Consider the following 22,138-nt stretch of genomic DNA (forward strand, 5'->3'; position numbering starts at 1 on the left):
GCGGGGCTGTAGGACTGCGCAGTCACGCTCCGGATGAGGATGGAGTGCGCACACTGTCGGTGCGGACGTTCGGAATCCCGGTTGTGTTGGCCTACGTTTTCTTCGACCGCGCAGTGAAGCGGTCCTGGGGATGGGCGGAGCGCGGTCCATGGTGGGCACGGCGCGCGGATTGGGGAACGGCATGACGGCGATGGTCGAGACGGCGGACGCGTTGGATCCGAAGGTTCTGCTGATGGCCCTGCGGCAATTGCGCAAGGGTGAATTCTCCGTGCGGCTGCCGCTGGACCTCACCGAAATCGACGGCGAAATCGCCGCCGCCTTCAACGACGTGGTCGAGCTGAACCAGAACCTGACCACCGAGGTCAGCCAACTCAGCGTCGCCATCGGCAAGGAAGGCCGCATCAGCCAGCGCGCCAAGCTGAACAATGCGTCCGGCGGGTGGGAAACCTGCGTCGACAGCATCAACACGCTGGTCGGCGACATGATCCAGCCGACGACGGAAATCGCCCGCGTGATCGGCGCGGTCGCCAAGGGCGACCTGTCCAAGACCATGGCGCTGGAGATCGAGGGCCGGCCGTTGCAGGGTGAGTTCCTGCGCACCGCCCGCAACGTCAACACCATGGTGGACCAGCTCGTCACCGTCACCACCGAACTGACGCGCGTGGCGCGCGAGGTGGGGATCGAAGGCAAGCTGGGCGGTCAGGCCCAGGTCAAGGGCGTTGCCGGCACCTGGAAGGATTTGACCGAGAACGTCAACGTGATGGCGGCGAACCTGACCGGTCAGGTCCGCAACATCGCCGAAGTCACCACCGCGGTCGCCAAGGGCGACCTGTCGAAGAAGATCACCGTCGACGTGAAGGGCGAGATCCTTGAGCTGAAATCGACCATCAACACGATGGTGGACCAGCTGAACAGCTTCGCCTCGGAAGTTACGCGCGTGGCACGTGAGGTGGGGTCGGAAGGCAAGCTGGGCGGTCAGGCGAAGGTCGAGGGCGTCGGCGGCACCTGGAAGGATCTGACCGACAATGTGAACATGATGGCGGAAAACCTGACCGGTCAGGTCCGCAACATCGCGGAGGTGACGACGGCCGTCGCCAAGGGCGATCTGTCGAAGAAGATCACCGTCGACGTGAAGGGCGAGATCCTGGAGCTGAAATCGACCATCAACACGATGGTGGACCAGCTGAACAGCTTCGCCTCGGAAGTGACGCGCGTGGCGCGCGAGGTGGGGTCGGAAGGCAAGCTGGGCGGTCAGGCCAAGGTGGAGGGCGTCGGCGGCACTTGGAAGGATTGACCGACAGCGTGAACATGATGGCGGCGAACCTGACCGGTCAGGTTCGCAACATCGCCGACGTGACGACCGCCGTCGCAACGGGCGACCTGTCGAAGAAGATCACCGTCGACGTTAAGGGCGAGATCCTTGAGCTGAAATCGACCATCAACACGATGGTGGATCAGCTGAACAGCTTCGCGTCCGAGGTGACGCGCGTTGCGCGCGAGGTGGGCTCGGAAGGCAAGCTGGGCGGTCAGGCGCGGGTGGAAGGCGTCGGCGGCACCTGGAAAGACCTGACCGACAGCGTGAATCTGATGGCGGCGAACCTGACCGGTCAGGTGCGCAACATCGCCGACGTGACGACCGCCGTCGCGAATGGCGATTTGTCGAAAAAGATCACCGTGCCGGTGAAGGGCGAAATCCTGGAGTTGAAGAACACCATCAACACGATGGTGGACCAGTTGAACAGTTTCGCGTCCGAGGTGACGCGCGTTGCGCGCGAGGTGGGTTCGGAAGGCAAGCTGGGCGGTCAGGCCCAGGTGAAGGGTGTCGGCGGCACCTGGAAGGACCTGACCGACAGTGTGAACGCGATGGCGACCAACCTGACGGGGCAGGTGCGCAACATCGCGGAGGTGACGACGGCGGTCGCGAATGGCGACCTGTCGAAGAAGATCACCGTCGACGTGAAAGGCGAAATCCTTGAGCTGAAATCGACCATCAACACGATGGTGGACCAGCTGAACAGCTTCGCCTCGGAAGTGACGCGCGTTGCGCGCGAGGTGGGTTCGGAAGGCAAGCTGGGGGGGCAGGCCCAGGTGAAGGGCGTCGGCGGCACCTGGAAGGATCTGACCGACAACGTGAATGCGATGGCGACCAACCTGACGGGGCAGGTGCGCAACATCGCAGAGGTGACGACGGCGGTCGCGAATGGCGACTTGTCGAAGAAGATCACCGTCGATGTGAAGGGCGAGATCCTCGAGCTGAAATCGACCATCAACACGATGGTGGACCAGCTGAACAGCTTCGCCTCCGAAGTCGCCCGCGTGGCGCGCGAGGTCGGCATCGAGGGCAAGCTGGGCGGTCAGGCGCAGGTGAAGGGGGTTGCCGGCACCTGGAAGGATTTGACCGACAACGTGAACATGATGGCGGCCAACCTGACCGGTCAGGTCCGCAACATCGCCGAAGTCACCACCGCGGTCGCCAAGGGCGATCTGTCGAAGAAGATCACCGTCGATGTGAAGGGCGAGATTTTCGAGCTGAAATCGACCATCAACACGATGGTGGACCAGCTGAACAGCTTCGCCTCGGAAGTGACGCGCGTTGCGCGCGAGGTGGGCTCGGAAGGCAAGCTGGGCGGTCAGGCGAAGGTCGAGGGCGTCGGCGGCACCTGGAAGGACCTGACCGACAATGTGAACATGATGGCGGCCAACCTGACCGGTCAGGTCCGCGGCATCGCCAGCGTCGTCACCGCGGTGGCCGACGGCGACCTGAAGCGCAAGCTGGCGGTGGACGCCAAGGGCGAGATCGCGGCGCTGGCCAACACCATCAACGGCATGATCGACACGCTGGCGACCTTCGCCGATCAGGTCACCAACGTTGCGCGCGAGGTGGGCATCGAGGGCAAGCTGGGCGGTCAGGCCCGTGTGCCGGGTGCCGCCGGTCTGTGGAAGGATTCGACGGAGAATGTGAACCAGCTGGCGGCCAACCTGACCACCCAGGTGCGCGCCATCGCCGAGGTCGCTACCGCGGTGACCAAGGGCGACCTGACCCGCTCCATCACCGTCGAGGCGATGGGCGAGGTCGCGGCGCTGAAGGACAACATCAACGAGATGATCCGCAACCTTCGCGACACGACGCTGAAGAATGCGGAACAGGATTGGCTCAAGACCAACCTCGCCAAATTCACCCGCATGCTGCAGGGCGAGCGCGATCTGGTCACCGTCTCCAACATGATCCTGTCGGAGATCGCGCCGCTGGTGAACGCCCAGCACGGCGTCTTCTATGTCGCCACCCGCGACCGTGACGAGCCGCTGCTGGAGCTGGTCGCCAGCTACGCCTTGAAGGAACGCAAGAACCTGTCCAACCGCTTCCACCTGAAGGAAGGTCTGGTCGGGCAGTGCGCCTATGAGAAGAAGCGCATCCTGCTGACCAACGTGCCGCGCGACTATGTCGCCATCAGTTCCGGCCTGGGCGAGGCGCCGCCGCTGAACATCATCGTCCTGCCGGTGCTGTTCGAGGACGACGTGAAGGCGGTGATCGAGCTGGCGAGCTTCGGCCGCTTCAGCGAGACGCACCAGAGCTTCCTGGAGCAGCTGACCGAGAGCATCGGCATCGTGCTGAACACGATCGCCGCCAACATGCGCACCGAAGGGCTGCTGAAGCAGTCGCAGCGCCTGACCACCGAGCTGCAGAGCCAGCAGGAGGAGCTGAAGACCACCAACGAGCGGCTGGAGCAGCAGGCTGCCTCGCTGCGCAAGTCGGAAGAGCTGCTCAAGGCCCAGCAGGAAAAGCTGACCACCACCAACGAGGCGCTGGAGGAGAAGGCCGAGCAGCTGGAAAAGCAGAACATCGAGGTGGAGCGCAAGAACCGCGAGGTCGTGTTCGCCAAGGCGGCGCTGGAGGAAAAGGCCGAACAGCTTGCCCTGACCTCCAAATACAAGTCGCAGTTCCTGGCGAACATGAGCCATGAGCTGCGCACGCCCCTGAACAGTCTGCTGATCCTGTCGAAACTGCTGGCCGACAACCCCGACACCAACCTGTCCGACCGTCAGGTGGAGTTCGCCCGCACCATCCACTCCGCCGGCTCCGACCTGCTCGGCCTGATCAACGACATCCTCGACCTGTCGAAGATCGAATCCGGCACGGTGACGCTGGAGATCGGTGAGGTCGTGCTGGGCGACCTGCGCAACCATGTGGAGCGCACCTTCTCGCAACTGGCGCAAGAGAAGAAGCTGGACTTCGCCATCGAGATGGACGAGGCGCTGCCCGCCAGCATCCAGACCGACGAGAAGCGGCTGGCCCAGGTGCTGAACAACCTGCTGTCCAACGCCTTCAAATTCACCGAAAGCGGCGGCATCACCTTCCGGGTCGCCCAGGCGACGGAAGGGTGGAGTGCCGCCCATCCGACGCTGGACGCCGCGTCCTCGGTGCTGGCCTTCACCGTCATCGACACCGGCATCGGCATCCCCGAGGACAAGCAGCGCATCATCTTCGAGGCGTTCCAGCAGGCCGACGGCACCACCAGCCGCAAATATGGCGGCACCGGCCTCGGCCTGTCGATCAGCCGCGAGATCGCCCGTCTGCTGGGCGGCGAGATCCGCGTCGCCAGCACGCCGGGCAGGGGCAGCGCCTTCACGCTGTTCGTCCCGCGCAGCTACGACATCGTTGCCGAACCGGCCGCGCAGCTCGGCACGCCCGTCATCGCCGCGGCCAGCGCCGCCATGCCGCCCACCGCGCTGCTGCCCAAGCGGACCGAGACGGCGACCCGCCCGGTGGTGGCCTCCGGCCCGCAGGAGGGGCTGGCGCTCCTGGACATGCAGCAGCCGGCCGGCGACGACCGCGAGCGCCTGCGTCCCGGTGAGCCGGTGGTGCTGATCGTGGAGGACGACAACACCTTCGCCTCCATCCTGATCGATCTGGCGCGCGAGAAAGGCTTCCGCACCATCCTGTCCAGCGGCGGTTCTGCGGCGTTGCCGCTGGCGCGCAAATACCGGCCGGACGCCGTCCTGCTCGACATCGGGCTGCCGGACATGGATGGCTGGGCGCTGCTCGACCTGCTGAAGCGCGACCCGCAGACCCGGCACATCCCGGTCCACGTCATCTCCGCCAAGGACGAGCGGCGGCGCGGTCTGGCGATGGGCGCCTTCGATTATTCGGAAAAGCCGGTGGAGCGTGAGGCGATCTTCGACGCCCTGAACCGGGTCAAGAGCTTCCGGGAGCGCGACCACCGCAGGCTTCTGGTGGTGGAGAAGGACAGCCCGCAGCCAGGCGGCGTCGCCGCCCTGATCGGCAACGGCGATGTGGAGACGCACACCGTCACCTCGATCGAGGCCGCAATGGCGGCGCTGAGCGCCGACCATTTCGACTGCATGGTGCTGGATTTGTCGAGCCCGACCCTGGCCGGTCCGGTGACGGTGGATTTCGAGCTGATCGAATGGCTGCGCACCCGTGACACGCTCGCCTGGATGCCGGTCGTGATCTATGTCGCCGCCGACATCGCGGCGGAGGACGAGGCGCGGCTGCGCCGGCTGGCCGAAACCGTGGTGCTGAAGAGCGCCCGCTCGCCGGCCGGGCTTCTGGACGAAACCGCGCTGTTCCTGCACCGCGCCGTCGACCGGCTGCCCGACGAGAAGCGGCGCAGCATCCTGGACCTGCGCCAGCACGACCCGTCGCTGGCCGGCAAGCGGGTGCTGGTGATCGACGACGACATCCGCAACATCTTCTCGCTGGCCAGCGTGATGGAGGCCCACAAGATCGAGGTCCTGCATGCCGAAAGCGGACGCGAGGGCATCGAGCGGCTGCGTGCCGACCCTGGCGTCGACGTGGTGCTGGTCGACATCATGATGCCGGAAATGGACGGCTATGAGACCATGCGCACGATCCGCAGCATCGACGAGTTCCGGGCGCTGCCGATGATCGCCGTCACCGCCAAGGCGATGAAGGGCGACCGTGACAAGTGCATCGAAGCCGGCGCGACCGACTACATCGCCAAGCCGGTGGACATCGACCATCTGCTGTCGCTGCTGCGGATTTGGACCGCCAAGCACAACCGGCAGCAACAGCGCGGTGGGGTGCAGGCATGACCCGGCGCAAATTGCAGCCTGTTCGGGCGGTGCGTCGCGCGCCGTTCGCCCCCCCGGCCACCGGCCCGGTGCCGGCGGCCCGCCGCTCGCGCCTGCTCGGCACCGCCAGCGCCCAGCCGACCGGCGGAGACGCCGTCCGTCAGCCGATTCCGTCGGCGGCAACCGCGGCGGAAGCGGCGCTGGCTGCCCCTGCGGCCGTTCCCCCCGCCACTGTGACGCCACCGCCGGCCGCCGTTCCTGCGGGATGCGAAAGCGGAGCCATGACCACCGACTCACATCCGCAGCCCGACAAGGCGGACGTCGCGATCCTGATCGTCGACGACGACCCGCGGAACCTGTTCGCCGTGCGGGAGACGCTGGAGGATTTGGGCGCGCAGCTGGTGCTCGCCCGGTCGGGGGAGGAGGCGCTGAAGCATCTGCTGCGCCAGGACTTCGCCCTGATCCTGCTGGACGTGCACATGCCGGGGATGGACGGCTACGAGACGGCGGGTCTGATCCGCCTGCGTGAGAAGTCGCGCCATATCCCGATCATCTTCCTGACCGCCATCAACAAGGACGAGACGCACATCTTCCGCGGCTATGCCACCGGCGCCGTGGATTACATGTTCAAGCCGGTCGACCCGCAGATTCTGAAATGCAAGGTGTCGGTGTTCGTCGACCTCTACCGCAAGACGGAGGAGGTCAAGCGCGAGGTCGAGGCCAAGCAGCGCCTGCTGGACGAGAACGAGCGGGTGCGGCGCGAGATGCGGCAGGCCGAGCAGGCCTTGCGCCGGTCGGAGGAGCGGCAGGCCCTGATCCTGGGCCAGCTTCCCATCGTGCTCTACACCGCCGACCTGACACCGGGCATTCCGTTCCGCTACCTGTCCGACACGACGCGGACGGTGCTGGGCTGCCCCGCCGCCCGTTTCATCGAGGATCCGAATTTCTGGGAATCCGGTCTGCATCCGGATGACCGCAACCGCGTGCTGCGCCAGTTGGCGTCGATCCACGATGCCGGGCTGACTACGGTGGAATATCGCTGGCGCGGGCCGGACGGCGGCGAGCGCCATCTGCTGGACCAGGCTGTGGTGGTGCGCGACGAGGACGGCCGCCCGACCGAGCTGTTCGGCACCATCATGGACGTGACCGAGACGCGCCAGGCCCAGCACCAGCTCGCCCACGCGCAGAAGATGGAGATGGTCGGCCAGCTGACCGGCGGCATCGCCCACGATTTCAACAACATGCTGATGGTGGTGATCGGCAGCCTGGAGCGGCTGGTCCCCGGCCTTGCCGACGATCCGAAGGCGGCGCGGCGGGCGGAGATGGCGTTGCAGGCGGCGCTGCGCTGCTCCGACATGACGCGGCGGCTGCTGACCTTCGCCCGGCGCCAGCAGCTTCACCCGGAACCGGTGGATCTTGGCGATCTGGTCGCCGGCATGGGCGAGCTGATGGAGCGCACGCTGGGCGGCGGTGTCGCCATCGCCATCGAAGCGCCGCCGGCCGATGCCGAGCCGCTGTGGATCGCTTCGGTCGACCGCTCCCAGGCGGAATCTGCCCTGCTGAACCTCGTCATCAATGCCCGCGACGCCATGCCCGGCGGCGGCACTCTGCGGATCAGCACGGCGAACGCCCGGTTTACGGAGCCGCAGACCGGAAACGGCATGTCGGTGCCGGCCGGCGACTATATCCTGCTGTCGGTGGCGGACAGCGGATGCGGCATGCCGGCGCATGTGCTGGAGCGTGCGTTCGAGCCCTTTTTCACCACCAAGGAGACGGGGAAGGGCACCGGCCTTGGCCTTGCCATGATCCATGGCTTCGTCAAGCAATCGGGCGGGCTGATCGGCATCGACAGCAAGCCCGGCAGCGGCACTGTTTTCCGCCTCGATCTGCCGCGGGCGGCGATGGACAGCGCCCATGGCGTGCCGGCGGACGAGGATGACGGCCATGAAGCTTTCGCCGGTCGTGGCGAGACCGTGCTGGTGGTGGATGACGACGCCGACGTGCGGTCGGTCGCGGTGCAGGCGGTGGCGGCGCTGGGGTATCGCGTGCTGGAGGCCGATGGTGCCGAGGCGGCGCTGACCCTGCTGGACCGGCAGCCGGTCGATCTTCTGTTCACCGACATCGTCATGCCCGGCGGTCTGAACGGGCGCGAACTGGCGCTGGAGGGGTTGCGCCGCCATCCCTCTCTTCGGGTTCTGTTCGCCTCGGGCTATGCCAACGGAACGTCTGCGCCGGGACCGGAGGCCGGCGCGTCCACCGACGCCGGCGGCACCGCCGATCCCGGTGCCGTTCTGGGGGCTGTGCTGAGCCGGGCGGAAACGCTGTCCAAGCCGTACCGTGACGGCGATCTGGCCCGTGCCCTGCGGCGCGCGCTGGATCCGCAGGCCCCTCTCGCCCCGGCGGAGGCCGTCCGGGGGTGATGAGGGGGATCGAGGGCGGCGTTACCCCACGCCGCCGGTTGTGCATATCAGGTCAGGTTCTGGTTCATGGTTTTGTCCGATGATGCGCTTACCCTGTTGCGAGGTTCGATCCGGTCCGTCTGGGCGTTGGAGCTTCTTCTTCTTCTGCGGCGGACTCCCGACCGGGACTGGTCGAATGGCGATCTGGTCAGCGAGTTGCGTGGCAGCGACGTGGTGGTGCAGGAGGCGCTGGCCGGGTTCCTCGGTGCCGGCCTGCTGGTGGCACAGACCGACGGCCGCCACCGCTACCGCCCGGCTTCCCCGCTTCTGGACCAGTGGGTGGAGGAGATCGAGCAGGCCTACGCCACCCGTCCGTCCGCCATCATCCGGGAGATCTTCGCGGCTCCTGGCAACAAGGTGCAGATCTTTGCCGATTCCTTCCGCTTCCGCCTCAACGATTGATCCCAATGATGAATTGATCTCAATGAATGAGATGACCGCGGTCTTCATAGTCAGGAATGTGTACTGTCCCCGGCAGGGGGAGAGCGGGGTGGGAGAGACGACATGGATGTCGTGAAATCGGCAGTCTATCTGCTGTGCTTTGCCGCCAGCCTGCTGTGCATGGTCCTGCTGCTGCGCAGCTACCTACGGTCCCGCAGCCGGCTTCTGCTGTGGAGCACGCTGTGCTTTGTCGGGCTGGCCGTGAACAATCTGCTGCTGTTCATCGACGTCGTCGTTCTGCCGACGCAGGTCGACCTGCTGCCTCTGCGCCAGTTCTCCGCGATGGCCGGTGTGGGCGTGCTGCTGTACGGCTTCATCTGGGATGCCGAGTGATGCTGCCGACCACCTCCAGCTTCTTCACCGGCGTGCTTGCGGCGCTCTATGCGGTGGCCGGGCTGTTCTTCCTCGGCTTCTGGCGGCGGACGAGGGACGCGCTGTTCGTCAGCTTCGCGCTCGCCTTTTCGCTGCTGGCGCTGAACCAGATCGTCCTGGCGCTCGGCGGGCTGGAGCGCGAAGAGCAGAGCTGGGTCTATGTGTTGCGCCTGCTGGCTTTCCTGCTGATCATCGGCGCCATCGTCCGCAAGAACCTGGAGGGGCGGCGGCGCTGAACCGCATCCGGACGGCCGCCCTTTACTTGCGGCCGTCACCGAAGCGGCGGCAGTCCCGTTCGTCGGTCCCGGCTTCGGCCCGCCCGCCATTGGAGGTGCGGTAGCGCGAATCGTCGCATTGGCCGTTGCCGGCATACCGGCTGTAGCCGCCGCGGCCCCGGCCCTCATAGCCGCTCGCATAGCCATTGCCGTAGTAGCCGCTGTTGTCGTAGCCGCCGCGATGGCGCTGATGCCGGCCGCGGTTGTTGTCGCCATCGTCGTCATCGCCGCCGGCAGTGGCGGCCAGCACGCCCAGCCCGACCACCGCGGCACCGATCAGCAGGGCGCCGGCCATGTCGTCGTTGCCGTTGCCGGCGCATCCCGGCAATGCCAGCGAGCCGGCCAGGCAGACGGCCATCAGGGTCCTGCCGCCGAAGAACCCGCGCCTTGCCGCCGCTTGTGTGGTCATTGCCATTGTCGCCTCCCGAAACAGGGGTTCATTTACGCATGAACACATGAGCGGAGTTTTTCATCCACTACCATTATAATTTCTTTTTAGAAATATTTGTGCAACCCCGGTTCCGCTTGGCTGCTGCATACGGGAGGCTTACGGCGGGGCTTGGCCCGGCTGGCCGGAAGCCCTATGGTCGGCCAGCTGTCGCCACTATCGCCAGCTGTCGCCAATATCGGGAGTGCGTCGATGTTCACCGCCAGGATCCTGCTGCTCGGCTCCGGGGAGCTGGGCAAGGAATTCGTCATTGCCGCCAAGCGGCTGGGCTGCGAGGTCATCGCCTGCGACAGCTACGCCAACGCGCCGGCGATGCAGGTCGCCGACCGGGCGGAGGTGTTCTCCATGCTGGACGCAGACGCCCTGCGCGCCGCCATCGCCAAGCACCGCCCCGACTACATCGTGCCGGAGGTCGAGGCGATCCGCACCGAGGTGCTGCACGAATTCGAGGATGCCGGCACCAGTGTCGTGCCGTCGGCCCGTGCCGCCACCATGACGATGAACCGCGACCGCATCCGCGAGGTCGCGGCGACGGAACTCGGTCTGCGCACCTCGCGCTACCGCTATGCCGAGAGCCTGGAGGAGGTGCGCGCCGGGGCGGAGCACACCGGCTTCCCCTGCGTCGTCAAGCCGGTGATGTCGTCGTCCGGCAAGGGGCAGAGCACGGTGCAGGACGCCGCCGGGCTGGAGGCCGCCTGGGACTATGCGGTGGCGAACATGCGCGGCGACCGCCGCAAGGTGATCGTCGAGGAGTTCGTTCCCTTCGAATATGAGATCACGCTGCTGACTGTCCGCACCCGCGACGGCATCCTCTATTGCGAGCCGATCGGCCACAGGCAGGAGCGCGGCGATTACCAGGAATCCTGGCAGCCGGTCGCCATGCCGCAGGCGATGCTGGACGATGCCAAGGCGATGGCGGCGCGCGTCGTCGACAATCTCGGCGGCTACGGCATCTTCGGCGTCGAGTTCTTCGTCACCGCCGACGAGGTGATCTTCTCCGAACTGTCGCCGCGGCCGCACGACACCGGCATGGTCACGCTGCTGTCGCAGAACCTGTCGGAGTTCGAACTGCACGCCCGCGCCATCCTGGGCCTGCCGATCCCGAACATCCTGTGTCGTGCCCCGTCGGCCTCCGCTGTCATCCTGGCGGACCGCGAGGCGGAAAATTTCCGCATCGAGGGACTGGCGGACGCGCTGCGCCTGGGTTCGAGCGAGCAGGAGGTCGACGTCCGCCTGTTCGGCAAGCCGTCCACCCGCAAGAACCGCCGCATGGCCGTGGCGCTGGCGACCGGCACCGACACCGACGATGCGCGGGCACGGGCCAAGCAGGCGGCGGATAAGGTGACGATCCGGTATCTGTAAGGCTTTTTACCGGCCAGTGCGGGCGGGGAGGGCTGCCCCGCCCGCACTGGGGCAATGTTCAGGTGGCGGCGCCCAGCAGTGTGGACGGCGCATCGGATGCCAGCATCGATGCTGCCCGTCCGGTGGTGGTCAGCGGCGTGGTCGAGCGCCCTTCGCGATAGCCGAACGCCACGTAATGGGCGGTGGCCGCCGTCTCGCTGCCGCCCAGTGCACGCTGTAGATCGGGATTGCGCGCCAGATAAGCCGCGGCGTTGAAGGTCGTGGCCCGTCCCTCCAGCCGTCCGCTGGTGGCATAATGCAGGGCCGCGGCTGCGGTATTTCCGCCGAAAGCGCGGATCAGGTCCGGGTTCGCCGCGATATAGCTCATCGCGTTGAAGGACGAGCTTCGTCCTTCGAACCGCCCGGTGGTGATGTAGTGCCGGGTGGCGGCAACGGTGTTCGTCCCGAAGGCCGCAGCGAGATCCCGGTTCGCCGCCAGATACCCGACCGCATCGAAGCTGGTGGAACGGCTTTCGGTGTAGCCGCTCTGAACATAATGGTTGAACGCTGCCGCCTCATCCGTGCCGAGTGCGGCAAGGTCGCGATTGCTCGCCAGATAGCCCAGAGCATCGAAGCCTGTGGCGCTCGCGGGCGCCACCGTCCGGTCGTAGAAGCGGATGTATTCGACGTTCGTCAGCAGGTCCGTGCCATTGCTGCGGTCGAGAACGGCGAGTTGCCCGTTGAAGGCGATGAGTTTCTCAGGAGTGTAATACTGGTTGCTGATGACGATGTCCATGCCGTCGCCGCCGTCGATGGTGTCGACCCCAGTGCCACCATTGATGGTATCGTTCCCGCCACCACCGGCGATATAGTCGTTGCCCGAATAACCATAGAGGGTGTCGGATTGGGCCGAACCGAAGATCTGGTCGTTGCCCGACAATATCGTCGATGAAGTCAGAGCGTTTGCAAGGCCATAGACGCTGGAAAAGCTCAGATTGGCATTGCTGAACGAAAGCATGAGTGTGCCGTTCGGCTGGGTCGCCGTCAGGGACGTTATCCTGCCCGAAGCACTGTAGTCGGTGATGTTCAGAGTTCCGCCAATGGAGACGTCCATTACTGGTACGCTGTTCAGCGTGTAGCGGAAAGATATTTGCGAAGGGCTTTGGGAAATAAGATAGTAGTTATCGTAGATAACCCCGGCGGTATCTCCGCTTCCGGACAAATTGATGGGGACATTTCCGATAACAACGCTCATCTTGAATCCCTTTATGAATTTCTATCGTCGAACTCTGGCCGAAATCTGTCGCCCTGTTCAGTGCTCACTTTTCCACAAGGTGGGAGTATGACTGTTCGGGAATTGGCCTGACTTTACGATGTGGCTTTTCGGCGGCACCATTCTCCCCCCCTGGTCTTCGAATGGGACTGAGAATGCCGCATGCTAGACACACCTTTAAGTATAAACTTCAGTATTTAAAAAATCTAGGGTCGAAGGGCGCTTTATGGTCATATGCAGCAATGCGTGACGCAGCCCCCTGCCACTACCGTCCCAGCAGCCTGTCCACACGCCGCAGCGCCGGGAACATCGCCGCCCACAGCCCGGCGAGCCCGACTGCGCCGACGCCGCCCAGCACCACCGCCGGAACCGCGCCGATCAGTGCTGCGACGCTGCCGGATTCGAACTCGCCCAACTGGTTGGACGCGCCGATGAACAGGGAGGTGACGGCGCCGACCCGGCCGCGCATCTCGTCGGGGGTGGACAGCTGGACCAGCGTCTGGCGGACGAACATGCTGACTTGGTCGGTGGCGCCGACCGCCAGCAGGGCGATGAAGGACAGCACCGGATCGGCCGACAGGCCGAAGGCTATGGTCGCGACACCGAACCCGGCGACCGCGATCAGCATCCAGCGCCCGGCATGGCGCTTCACGCCCCAGCGGGTGATGACCATCGCCATGGCAAGCGCCCCCAGCGCAGGCGCCGAGCGCAGCAGGCCGAGCCCCCACGGCCTGACATGCAGTACGTCGCGCGCATAGATCGGCAGCAGCGCCGTCGCCCCGCCCAACAGCACCGCGAACAGGTCGAGCGAGATGGCGCCCAGAATCTCCGGCCGGCTGCGGATGAAGGCGGCGCCGGCCAGCATGCTGGTCAGGCTCATGGCGCGCTTGGTCATCGTGACGGGGCGCGGTCGGCAGGCGGCGATCAGCAGGACCGACAGCAGCAGCATCGCCGTGCTGACGCCATAGACCGCCGCCGGACCGGCGATGTAGAGCAGGCCGCCCAGCGCCGGGCCGGAGATTTGCGCCACCTGCACGCCCGACGATTGCCAAGCCACGGCGTTGGGCAAATCCTCCACCGGGACGGTCGCGGACAGGATCGCCTGGTTGGCCGGACCCTCGAAGGATTTGGCGAGGCCGATCAGCGCCACCACGGCGAAGATGGCGTGGGGCGACAGGGCGCCCGTCATGGTCAGCAGGAACAGGGCGGCAACCGCGATCATCTCGACCGACAGGGCGCCGAACAGGACCGTCTTGCGGTCGTTGTTGTCCACCACATGGCCGGCCACCAGAACCAGCGCCAGCGAGGGCAGGAACTGGAACAGCCCGACCAGCCCGAGGTCGAGCGGGTTGCCGGTCATGGCATAGACCTGCCAGCCGACCGCCACCACCTGCATCTGGATCGCCAGCATCGAACAGACCCGCGCGCTCCAGAACAGGGCGAAGGCGCGGTGACGGAAGGCCGACCGGAAACTATCCCCGGCCGCAGGGGCGCTGGTCATTCAAACTGGCTCCAGAAGTGTGGCGAGCCCCAGCCCGCCGCCGATGCCGAGCGTGGCGAGGCCCAGCCGGGGCGTGAACCCCGCAGCCGGGAACAGCATTTCGCTGAACAGGCGCGTCACCAGGATCGCCCCGGATGCGCCATAGGGATGGCCGAGCGCCAGGGCGCCGCCGCCGACCGACACGCGCGATTGGTCGATGCCAAGCGCGTCCAGGCTGGCCAGCACCTGGGCGGCGAAGGCCTCGTTGAACTCGACGAGGTCGATATCGGCGACGGACAGGCCGGGATTGCGGGCCAGCAGCCTGGTCACCGCCGGAATCGGGCCGGTGCCGAGGAGCTTCGGATCCACGCCCGCCGCGGCGCTGTCGACCACCGCCAGCCCATGGGTGAGCCCGAGCGCGCGGAACTTCCGCTCCGACACCACCGCCACCATTGCGGCACCGTCATTGACCGGGCAGGCGTTGCCCGCGGTGACCGTGCCGTCCGGCCGGAGGATCGGCCGCAGCGCCTGCAGCTTTTCGAGGCTGGTATCGGCGCGCGGGCAGTCATCGAGGACGACGATGCGGCCGTCGCGAAGATACAGCGGAACGATCTCGCGGTCGAAGCGCCCGGCGGCCTGCGCAGCCGAGGCTTTGCGGTGGCTGTCCAGCGCGTAGCGGTCCTGGCGGGCGCGGTCGATGCCGTAGGCTGAGGCGACAGTCTCCGCCGCCTCGATCATCGACGGGTCGCCGACCTCGTCGGGGGCGAAGCGGGCGCGGTCGTAGAAGGTCGGGCTGCGGTAGAGGCTGGACGGCTTGGCGACGCGCCACGGGGCGGTGCTGGTGCTCTCCACCCCGCCGGCAAGGACCACGTCGCAGGCGCCGGACTGCACCAGCCGGGCGGCGAGATTGACCGCCTCCAGCCCCGATCCGCACTGCCGGTCCACCGTGACGCCGGGCACCGACACCGGCAGCCCTGCCGCCAGAGCCGACAGCCTTGCAACATTGCCGCCGGGACCGACCGCATTGCCCAGCAGAACCTCATCCACCTCCGCGGGATCGAGGCCGGCGTCGGCCAGCACGGCACGGATGACCGGAGCGGCGAGATCCTCGACGGGAAGCTCGCGCAAGCTGCCGCCGAGGCGCCCGACCGGGGTCCGCCTGGCCGCGACGATGATGGGGCGGCTGGTCACACCACCACCTCCAGCCCGCCGTCCGGTCCGCCGAGCTTCGCCCGTTCGCGCACATCGGCGCGGGCGATCTTGCCGCTGCCGGTCAGGGGCATGTCGGACGCGGCGAAGACCCGCCGCGGCGCCTTGTAGCCCTCCAGCCGGTCCTGGCACCAGCCGCGCAGGTCGGCGAGCGAGGCGCGCGCGTTCCCGCGCCACCACACCACGGCGGACAAGGCGTCGCCCCAATAGAGGTCGGGCAGGCCGAACACCACCGCCTCCGCCACCGCGGGATGGGCGCGCAGGACCGCTTCGACCTCCGCCGGGTAGACGTTCAGGCCGCCGGTGATGACCATGTCGCCGGCCCGCCCGACCAGCCGCAGCCAGCCCTCGCCGTCGAGCCAGCCGTAATCGCCGACCGTGCCCCAGCCGTCCCGCTCGTGGTAGCCGGCGCCGTCGGTGACACCAAGATAGCCGTCGCTCAGCATGCCGCTGCGCACCCAGACGGTGCCGGGCCGACCGCGCTCCACCGGATGGCCGTCATCGTCGCGCAGGCTCAGCTCAACCCCGTGGAAGGGGCGGCCGACGCTGTCGGCGGGGGCGCCTTCGCGGGACGAGCGCAGGCTGACGAAGCTCAGCTCGGACGCGCCGTAATATTCCAGCACGGCGGCTTCGGGGCAGAGGGCGGCCAGCCGGTCATGCACTGCGGGCGCCAGCTTGGCGCCGGAACAGACCACCCGGCGAAGAGCGGGGAAGCGTCGGCCGTCGCGCTCGGCAGCGTCGAGGATGCCGACCAGCATCGTCGGCACCAGCACCAGCGTGGTGACGCCGCATTCCGCCAACTGCGCTGCCGCGTCGGCTCCGTCGAATTTCGGCTGCACCCGCACCGTGGCGCCGGCCGACAGCCCCTCCACCGCGCCATAGAGGCCAAGGCCATGGACCAGCGGCCCCGGCACGAGAATGACGTCCTCGGTGCCGATGCCGAACTCCACCCGGCTCGCCTCCAGCGTCGCCAGCCAGGAGCCCTGGTTGCGGATGAAGGCCTTGGGCCGGCCGGTGGTGCCGGAGGTGAAGCCGACTAGGAAGGGCGTCTTCGGATCGATGGCGGGGATGCTCCAGCCCGCCGGCTGCGCTGCGATCCAGGTGGCGGCCGTCTCGGTCGTCAGGTGCAGATCGGGGTGGAAGGTCTCGATGGCGGCGGCGGTCTGCGCGGCGCTCCATTTCGGGTCGAGCAGTCCGACGATGCCGCCGGCCGCGACGATGCCGAAGAACAGCGCCAGCAGGTCGGGCCGGTTGCCCAGGCTGAGCGCCACGCGCGGCGGCTTTCCATTCCGGTACAGGGCCGCCATACCGGCACCGGCCCGCCGCACCTGCTCCAGCAGCGCGCCATAGGACAGCGTTTCGTCGCCGAGGATCAGCGCCGGATGGTCAGGCGTCCGTTCGGCGGCCAGCGCAAAGGGGCGGACGAGATTGTCCGCACCCAAATGGCCGCCGGTCAATGGCTGCTCCGGAACCACTCTCTCAGGCATGGATCGGCAGGATGCCGGCGCGGCGGACGCCCGAGGCGGCGACGGCGGCAATGCCGGCCTTGATTAGGTCGCCCGGCACGAAGGCCAGCGTGCCGAACACGGCCTTTTCGATCGGCAGGCCGGCGACCAGCCACAGCCAGGGAATGCCGCCGGCATAGACGACCAGGATGCCGCCAAGCACGCTGACCGCGAACAGGCGGATCGGGTTGGCGGTGGTGGCGAAACGCTCCGCCAGCCAGCCGGTGACGAAGGCGCCGACCGGCCAGGACAGCACGAAGCCGCCGGTCGGCCCCATCAGGACGCCAATGCCGCCGCGACCTCCGGCCAGCAGCGGCAGGCCGGCCGCGACCAGCAGCACGAACAGCAATGCCGCGATGCCGCCGCGCTTGGCGCCCAGGATGGTGCCGGCCAGCATGACACCCAGCGTCTGCGCTGTAACCGGCACCGGCAGGAAGCCGAGCGGAATTGGCGGCGCCATACCGAGCCCGCCCAGCAGGGCGGCGAACAGGGCGCAGAGGACGAGGTCGCGGGTGGACAACATGGCGGACGCTTCCTTCGGCTGGTGACGTTATCGTTGCATGCTGTTTTTGGTTTCGCTGTCGTTCGTCCCGGCATCGACCGGGTCATAACCGCGCGCTTCCAGTGCGGCGGTCAGATCATCGGCCATGGTGAGGATCTTGACCAGCAGCGGAACGAACAGGGCGGCTATGTTGCGCTCCACGCCGCGGGCACGCTGGGCCATCCGCACCTCGCGCACCTGTTCGCCCAGCAGCGGGATGAAGCGGATGGTCAGGGCCAGCATCAGCGCCATCTTCGCCGGGTTGACCCCGACCGGCCGCAGCAGGCCGAACAGCCGCTCGAACAGATCGACCATGTCCATGACGCGGGTGGTCAGCGTGACCAGGGTCGCCAGCAGGATCAGGGCGGCGAAGCGGGCGACGGCGACCGCCGTCTCCTCCCAGCCGCCACCGGCCAGCAGCGCCTGGAAGCCGAACAGCAGGGTCAGCATCAGCACCGGCGCCCGCAACTCCGCCAGCACCCGCCCGGCCGGCAGCCTTGCCGCCACAAGCACCGCGGCGCCGATCAGTCCGGCGGCCAGCGCTCCCCAGCCACCGGGCAGGGCCAGCACCAGGATGGTCACCAGCAGCAGGCCGCCGAGCTTCGCCCCTGCCGGCAGGCGGTGAACGACCAACTCCCGATGCAGGTAGAGGCCCAGCATCAGCCGAGCCGCTCGATGTAGGCCGGCACGGTTTCCGCCGGCGGGCCGTCGGCGACGATCCGGCCATCCTCCAGCACCAGCGCCCGGTCGAAATCCTTCACCATGTCGAGGTCGTGGGTGACGACGATCACAGTCTGCGGCAGGCCGCGCAGCAGGTCGATCACCTTGCGGCGGTTGCGCAGGTCGAGCAGCGTGGTCGGTTCGTCGAAAATGACATAGGCCGGCTCAAGCACCAGCACCCCGGCGATGGCGAGCAGCTGTTTCTCGCCGCCGCTCATCTGGTGGGCCGGCTGGTGTCGGTAGCGGTCGAGGTTGTAGCGCTGCAGCGCCCCGGCGACGCGGCGGGCGATCTCGTCCTTCGGCAGCTTGCGCGCCTTCAGCCCGAAGGCGAGGTCCTCTTCCACCGTCGGATAGACGATCTGGGTGTCGGGATTCTGGAAGACGAAACCGACCCGCTGGCGCACCGCCCGGCCGTCGCCGCGGGTATCCAGGCCATCGACGGTGACCGTGCCGGCTGCCGGCACGATCAGCCCGTTCAGCAGGCGGGCCAGCGTGCTCTTGCCCGAGCCGTTGCCGCCGAGAATGGCGATGCGCCGCTCGGCCAGCCGCAGCGACAGGTCGTGCAGGACGGGGCGGTCGCCATAGGCGTGGGTGACGGACCGGAGTTCGATCATCGACGGAGACCGGGCTTTCGCATTGCTGTTCTGTCGCGCGTGCGAAAGGTTCTTAGCGGGTTTGCGGGCGGCGTTCCAGGGGAGAGCGTGGCCGTGGCAGCCTGGGCCGGATTTCTGTCCATGGCTGATGGCACGCTCGCCCTATTCTGCCGCCTCGTCGTCCGCTATGATCGGCTCTCCGAGGGGCGCGGTCAGTCAGCACCGCTTTAAACCGCCTCCTGGACCGATTGAACTTCGGCGCCGTATCGCAAATCAGAAGGTGGGAGCTGCCTTGCTCTGGCGTTTGTAATTTCCGGTTCCGTTAACATTGAACCCCATGCCGCATATGCCGTCTTGCTTCACTTTGACGGCACCTTCCGTAAAGGTGAAGTCAATTTTGCAGTCTCCATAGACACTCTCATCATTCGATGCGAATACTGCATGATTTCCGTTGAGAATCGCCACTCCCTCAACTTCGCCCGTATTCATTTTGTAGATGGCGCTCAGGCTGAATTTGATGGTGCTGACAGATTCTTGTGCAACAAGAAGCTCTCCGCCAGGGGCTTTATAGGTGCCGGAAACAGTTGCTCCTGCAGGGGCGGCTTGCTGCGGGGCGCTCAAGGCCGCCAACCGCGTTTGGTAAGCCGATGAAAGACAAATCATATCCGTGCAACGGTTTCGTTGCGCGATCCAGTTCTTCTGCTCGGTCTTGATATTCGCCGGAGCGGTGCTGTTCTGAAGTGCAGCCTTGTAAGCTCGGCCAAGCTCGCTGTCGAGGTTTGACAAACGTTCGTCGGAGCAGATCGCCTTTTCCACAGGTGTGCTGGCTTTACCGCAGTCGAAGCTTGCCGCGAAGCTGCTGCCACTGCCAATCACAGTCAGGGCAGCGGTCAGTATTAGAACTCGCATATCGACCTCATTGAGTCACGAGCGTGCATGCTCACGCAACTGTTACAGAAGCGGAGAAGGCTGAGCCTTAGATCAACTATAGATACATGTGCGGCGGCAAGAGCATTCATCTGCCTGCCGCTGAGGAAATTGTCGCATTCCGGTCGGATGGTCGCCGATTCCGATTTGAAGATGTTTCGCGACCGGAGGGCCGCAGCCAGGCTACCCAGCCACGGACAACGATCTGGCGAATTGGATCGTCAGTCCGGTGGCCGGTCAGCATCCCACATGTCGCAGAAATCAGAAGCTGTTGCGCTCGTGATAGGTCTGCAAAAACTGCTGTACCCGCGGCTCGGCGGATTCGTGGAAGACCTCGCGCGGGGTGCCGAAGGCGGCGATGCGGCCGCGGTCGAGGAAGGCGACTTTGTCAGCGACATTGGCGGCGAAGCCCATCTCGTGGGTCACCACCACCATGGTCATGCCGTCGGCCGCCAGATCGCGCATGACCTGCAACACCTCGCCCACCAGTTCGGGGTCGAGCGCAGAGGTCGGCTCGTCGAACAGCATCAGGTGGGGTTCCATCGCGATGACGCGGGCGATGGCGACGCGCTGCTGCTGGCCGCCGGACAGGCGGGCGGGGTAGCTGTCGGCCTTGGCCGCCAGCCCCACTCGGTCCAGCATCCGGCGGGCATGGGCGGATGCTGCGGCCTTGTCCATGCCACGCACCTGCACCAGGGCTTCGGCCACATTCTCCAGCGCGGTCATGTGGGGCCACAGGTTGAACTGCTGGAACACCATGCCGACGTTGCGGCGCAGATCGCGCAGGTCGCGGTTGGACAGGCGGCGGCGCGGCGTGTCCTCGCTGTAGCCGACCAGCTTGCCTTCGATGCGGATCTCGCCGCGGTCGTAGACCTCCAGGAAGTTGATGCAGCGCAGGAGCGTGCTCTTGCCCGATCCGCTGGGGCCGATCAGGCAGACGACCTCCGACTTGTTGACGGTCAGGTCGATGTCGCGCAGGACCTCGTTGGTGCCGAAGCTCTTGCCGACGCCGCGGATCGAGACCATCGGCACGGTGTCGCCCTGGACTGCGGCGCGCGACGGGGTGGTGGTTTGGGAAACGGCGATCATCACGCCCTCGCGGTTGCAGTCTCGGACGACCCTTGCGGCGAGGCGTGGGTCAGGAAACGGGTGACGCGTGCCTCCAGCCGGCGGCCCAGGCGCGACACCACCTCCACCAGCAGCCAGTAGAACAGCGCCATCCCCAGGATGGTCTCGAAGGTGGCGAAGGTCTCCGCCGCCATCGTCTGCATCTCGTACATCAGTTCCGGCACGGTGATGATCGACAGCACCACCGTCTCCTTGGTCAGGATCGCCATCATGTTGACGATGGCCGGGATGGTCGACACCAGCATTGCCGGCACGATCACCCGGCGCAGGATGGAGCTGTAGGACATGCCCAGGCTGAGCGCCGCCTCCACCTGCCCCTTCGGCACCGCCTGATAGCCGGCGCGGAAGATCTCGGCGAAATAGGCGCTGCCGTAGATACCGAGGCCGAGGATGCCGGCGGTCGTCGCCTCCAGCCGCAGGCCGATGGAGGGGCCGCCGCTGTAGAGCAGGAACAGCTGGATCAGGAAGGGCGTGCCGCGGATCACCTCGATATAGGCGCGGATGACCCAGCGCAGCGGCTTCACCGGCAATTGCCGCAGCAGCATGAGCGCAAAGCCCAGCACCATGCCGATGAGGCAGCCGGCGCCCCAGCACAGGATGGTGATGCCGAAGCCGCGCAGCAGCGCCGGGCCGTACTGGACGAGAAGGGAAAGGTCCAACATCGGATCAGGCCTGTTGCAGGTGGCGTTCGACCAGCGTGCCGAACAGGGCCAGCGCGCCGTTGATCGCCAGATAGATGAGGCCGGCCGCCAGATAGATCTCCAGCGGGCGGTAGTTGCTGGCCGAAATGGTCTGGCTGGTGCGCGTCAGCTCCGCCACCCCGACGACGGAGATCAGCGAGGATGCCTTCAGCAGCAGGATCAGCTCGTTGACCAGTGCGGGGACCGAGATGCGGAAAGCCTGCGGCAGCAGGATGCGCGTCCAGATCGACGATCCGGGGAAGCCCAGCGCCAGCGCCGCCTCCGACTGGCCGTGCGGGACGGCGTTCAGCGCGCCGCGGTAGATCTCCGACACATAGGCGCCGGACGCGAGGCCGAGTGCGGCGATGGAGGCGACCAGCGGCGGCACGTCGATGCCGATCAGCGGCAGCATGTAGTAGATCAGCAGAAGCTGGATCAGCAGCGGAACGCCGCGGAAGAAGCTGACATAGACACCGCCGGCGATGTCGGCCGCCCGGCCGCCGGACTGGCGCGCCACGCAGACGACAACGCCGATCACCTGCCCCAGCAGCACGCCGAGCAGGGAGACCCAGATGGTCGTGACGGCCGCTCCCAGCAGATAGGGAAAGGCGTCGATGATGACGCTGAACTTCATCGCTTGGGCCTTCGTCGGCGGTGCCGGACCTAGTCCCCTCTCCCCCCGGGGAGAGGGT

At 66.6% G+C, this 22,138-nt stretch carries 19 protein-coding genes; 7 read left to right on the plus strand and 12 right to left on the minus strand.

All coding sequences use genetic code 11. The features are described 5' to 3' along the window. The first annotated feature begins 148 nt into the window (after positions 1-148). The 6 genes from ABNQ39_RS18860 (at position 149) to ABNQ39_RS18885 (ending at position 9,562) form a co-directional block, all read left to right on the plus strand. Positions 149-1,294: a HAMP domain-containing protein gene (locus ABNQ39_RS18860; RefSeq protein ID WP_376959800.1), complete on the plus strand. Its 1,146-nt coding sequence runs from the start codon at positions 149-151 to the stop codon at positions 1,292-1,294. Further along, positions 1,291-6,075, plus strand: a complete 4,785-nt coding sequence (locus ABNQ39_RS18865; RefSeq protein ID WP_376959801.1) for a HAMP domain-containing protein — start codon at positions 1,291-1,293, stop codon at positions 6,073-6,075. Before ABNQ39_RS18860 ends, ABNQ39_RS18865 begins: the two co-directional genes overlap by 4 nt. Further along, positions 6,072-8,474: a response regulator gene (locus tag ABNQ39_RS18870; protein ID WP_376959802.1), complete on the plus strand. Its 2,403-nt coding sequence runs from the start codon at positions 6,072-6,074 to the stop codon at positions 8,472-8,474. Before ABNQ39_RS18865 ends, ABNQ39_RS18870 begins: the two co-directional genes overlap by 4 nt. 66 nt (positions 8,475-8,540) lie before the next feature. After that, positions 8,541-8,915 (plus strand): hypothetical protein, encoded by a 375-nt coding sequence (locus ABNQ39_RS18875; protein ID WP_098737976.1) that lies wholly within the window; start codon positions 8,541-8,543, stop codon positions 8,913-8,915. Between the two features lie 102 nt (positions 8,916-9,017). Then, positions 9,018-9,287, plus strand: a complete 270-nt coding sequence (locus ABNQ39_RS18880) for a DUF5985 family protein (RefSeq protein WP_042702184.1) — start codon at positions 9,018-9,020, stop codon at positions 9,285-9,287. Further along, complete coding sequence (locus ABNQ39_RS18885) at positions 9,287-9,562, plus strand: DUF5985 family protein (protein ID WP_376959803.1); 276 nt, start codon at positions 9,287-9,289, stop codon at positions 9,560-9,562. The genes ABNQ39_RS18880 and ABNQ39_RS18885 overlap by 1 nt, the downstream gene beginning before the upstream one ends. 22 nt (positions 9,563-9,584) lie before the next feature. On the opposite strand, the gene ABNQ39_RS18890 is transcribed toward ABNQ39_RS18885, so the two are convergent. Then, positions 9,585-10,010, minus strand: a complete 426-nt coding sequence (locus ABNQ39_RS18890; protein ID WP_376959804.1) for a hypothetical protein — start codon at positions 10,008-10,010, stop codon at positions 9,585-9,587. A gap of 231 nt (positions 10,011-10,241) precedes the next feature. Between ABNQ39_RS18890 and purT the strand changes: the two genes are divergently transcribed. Beyond that, positions 10,242-11,411, plus strand: coding sequence for a formate-dependent phosphoribosylglycinamide formyltransferase (purT, locus tag ABNQ39_RS18895; protein WP_376959805.1), 1,170 nt, complete (start codon positions 10,242-10,244; stop codon positions 11,409-11,411). A 58-nt stretch (positions 11,412-11,469) separates the two neighbouring features. Here the strand turns inward: purT and ABNQ39_RS18900 are convergent, their stop codons facing one another. From ABNQ39_RS18900 to ABNQ39_RS18950, 11 genes are all read right to left on the minus strand, one after another. After that, complete coding sequence (locus ABNQ39_RS18900) at positions 11,470-12,645, minus strand: calcium-binding protein (RefSeq protein WP_376959806.1); 1,176 nt, start codon at positions 12,643-12,645, stop codon at positions 11,470-11,472. Between the two features lie 283 nt (positions 12,646-12,928). Continuing rightward, positions 12,929-14,164 carry an MFS transporter gene (locus tag ABNQ39_RS18905; RefSeq protein ID WP_376959807.1) on the minus strand — a complete coding sequence of 412 codons (1,236 nt, stop codon included), beginning with the start codon at positions 14,162-14,164 and terminating at the stop codon, positions 12,929-12,931. Further along, on the minus strand, positions 14,165-15,334 hold the full coding sequence (locus tag ABNQ39_RS18910; RefSeq protein ID WP_376959808.1) for a thiolase family protein: 1,170 nt from the start codon (positions 15,332-15,334) through the stop codon (positions 14,165-14,167). Then, on the minus strand, positions 15,331-16,809 hold the full coding sequence (locus ABNQ39_RS18915) for a class I adenylate-forming enzyme family protein (protein ID WP_376959809.1): 1,479 nt from the start codon (positions 16,807-16,809) through the stop codon (positions 15,331-15,333). The genes ABNQ39_RS18910 and ABNQ39_RS18915 overlap by 4 nt, the downstream gene beginning before the upstream one ends. Before the next feature lie 22 nt (positions 16,810-16,831). Next, on the minus strand, positions 16,832-17,380 hold the full coding sequence (locus ABNQ39_RS18920; RefSeq protein WP_376959810.1) for a biotin transporter BioY: 549 nt from the start codon (positions 17,378-17,380) through the stop codon (positions 16,832-16,834). Positions 17,381-17,407: 27 nt separating this feature from the next. After that, positions 17,408-18,058, minus strand: a complete 651-nt coding sequence (locus ABNQ39_RS18925) for an energy-coupling factor transporter transmembrane component T family protein (RefSeq protein ID WP_376959811.1) — start codon at positions 18,056-18,058, stop codon at positions 17,408-17,410. Next, positions 18,058-18,732: an energy-coupling factor ABC transporter ATP-binding protein gene (locus tag ABNQ39_RS18930; RefSeq protein WP_376959812.1), complete on the minus strand. Its 675-nt coding sequence runs from the start codon at positions 18,730-18,732 to the stop codon at positions 18,058-18,060. The genes ABNQ39_RS18925 and ABNQ39_RS18930 overlap by 1 nt, the downstream gene beginning before the upstream one ends. 252 nt (positions 18,733-18,984) lie before the next feature. Beyond that, a complete protein-coding gene (locus ABNQ39_RS18935; RefSeq protein ID WP_376959813.1) occupies positions 18,985-19,620 on the minus strand; it encodes a lysozyme inhibitor LprI family protein in 636 nt (211 codons plus the stop codon). 279 nt (positions 19,621-19,899) lie between these two features. Then, positions 19,900-20,727 (minus strand): amino acid ABC transporter ATP-binding protein, encoded by an 828-nt coding sequence (locus ABNQ39_RS18940; RefSeq protein ID WP_376959814.1) that lies wholly within the window; start codon positions 20,725-20,727, stop codon positions 19,900-19,902. Beyond that, entirely contained in the window at positions 20,727-21,428 is a 702-nt protein-coding gene (locus ABNQ39_RS18945) for an amino acid ABC transporter permease (RefSeq protein ID WP_376959815.1), read from the minus strand. Before ABNQ39_RS18945 ends, ABNQ39_RS18940 begins: the two co-directional genes overlap by 1 nt. A gap of 4 nt (positions 21,429-21,432) precedes the next feature. Then, complete coding sequence (locus ABNQ39_RS18950) at positions 21,433-22,080, minus strand: amino acid ABC transporter permease (RefSeq protein ID WP_376959816.1); 648 nt, start codon at positions 22,078-22,080, stop codon at positions 21,433-21,435. Positions 22,081-22,138: the final 58 nt, after the last annotated feature.

Source organism: Azospirillum sp. A26, from assembly GCF_042604635.1.
Classification (GTDB): Bacteria; Pseudomonadota; Alphaproteobacteria; order Azospirillales; family Azospirillaceae; genus Azospirillum; species Azospirillum palustre.

What these genes read in the sequence shown, in the direction of transcription:
- ABNQ39_RS18860 (WP_376959800.1), top strand. Translation starts at nt 149, where the DNA reads ATGGTGGGCACGGCGCGCGGATTGGGGAACGGCATGACGGCGATGGTC.
- ABNQ39_RS18870 (WP_376959802.1), top strand. Translation starts at nt 6,072, where the DNA reads ATGACCCGGCGCAAATTGCAGCCTGTTCGGGCGGTGCGTCGCGCGCCG.
- ABNQ39_RS18875 (WP_098737976.1), top strand. Translation starts at nt 8,541, where the DNA reads ATGGTTTTGTCCGATGATGCGCTTACCCTGTTGCGAGGTTCGATCCGG.
- ABNQ39_RS18880 (WP_042702184.1), top strand. Translation starts at nt 9,018, where the DNA reads ATGGATGTCGTGAAATCGGCAGTCTATCTGCTGTGCTTTGCCGCCAGC.
- ABNQ39_RS18885 (WP_376959803.1), top strand. Translation starts at nt 9,287, where the DNA reads ATGCTGCCGACCACCTCCAGCTTCTTCACCGGCGTGCTTGCGGCGCTC.
- ABNQ39_RS18890 (WP_376959804.1), bottom strand. Translation starts at nt 10,010, where the DNA reads ATGACCACACAAGCGGCGGCAAGGCGCGGGTTCTTCGGCGGCAGGACC.
- purT (WP_376959805.1), top strand. Translation starts at nt 10,242, where the DNA reads ATGTTCACCGCCAGGATCCTGCTGCTCGGCTCCGGGGAGCTGGGCAAG.
- ABNQ39_RS18900 (WP_376959806.1), bottom strand. Translation starts at nt 12,645, where the DNA reads ATGAGCGTTGTTATCGGAAATGTCCCCATCAATTTGTCCGGAAGCGGA.
- ABNQ39_RS18905 (WP_376959807.1), bottom strand. Translation starts at nt 14,164, where the DNA reads ATGACCAGCGCCCCTGCGGCCGGGGATAGTTTCCGGTCGGCCTTCCGT.
- ABNQ39_RS18920 (WP_376959810.1), bottom strand. Translation starts at nt 17,380, where the DNA reads ATGTTGTCCACCCGCGACCTCGTCCTCTGCGCCCTGTTCGCCGCCCTG.
- ABNQ39_RS18925 (WP_376959811.1), bottom strand. Translation starts at nt 18,058, where the DNA reads ATGCTGGGCCTCTACCTGCATCGGGAGTTGGTCGTTCACCGCCTGCCG.
- ABNQ39_RS18930 (WP_376959812.1), bottom strand. Translation starts at nt 18,732, where the DNA reads ATGATCGAACTCCGGTCCGTCACCCACGCCTATGGCGACCGCCCCGTC.
- ABNQ39_RS18935 (WP_376959813.1), bottom strand. Translation starts at nt 19,620, where the DNA reads ATGCGAGTTCTAATACTGACCGCTGCCCTGACTGTGATTGGCAGTGGC.
- ABNQ39_RS18940 (WP_376959814.1), bottom strand. Translation starts at nt 20,727, where the DNA reads ATGATCGCCGTTTCCCAAACCACCACCCCGTCGCGCGCCGCAGTCCAG.
- ABNQ39_RS18945 (WP_376959815.1), bottom strand. Translation starts at nt 21,428, where the DNA reads ATGTTGGACCTTTCCCTTCTCGTCCAGTACGGCCCGGCGCTGCTGCGC.
- ABNQ39_RS18950 (WP_376959816.1), bottom strand. Translation starts at nt 22,080, where the DNA reads ATGAAGTTCAGCGTCATCATCGACGCCTTTCCCTATCTGCTGGGAGCG.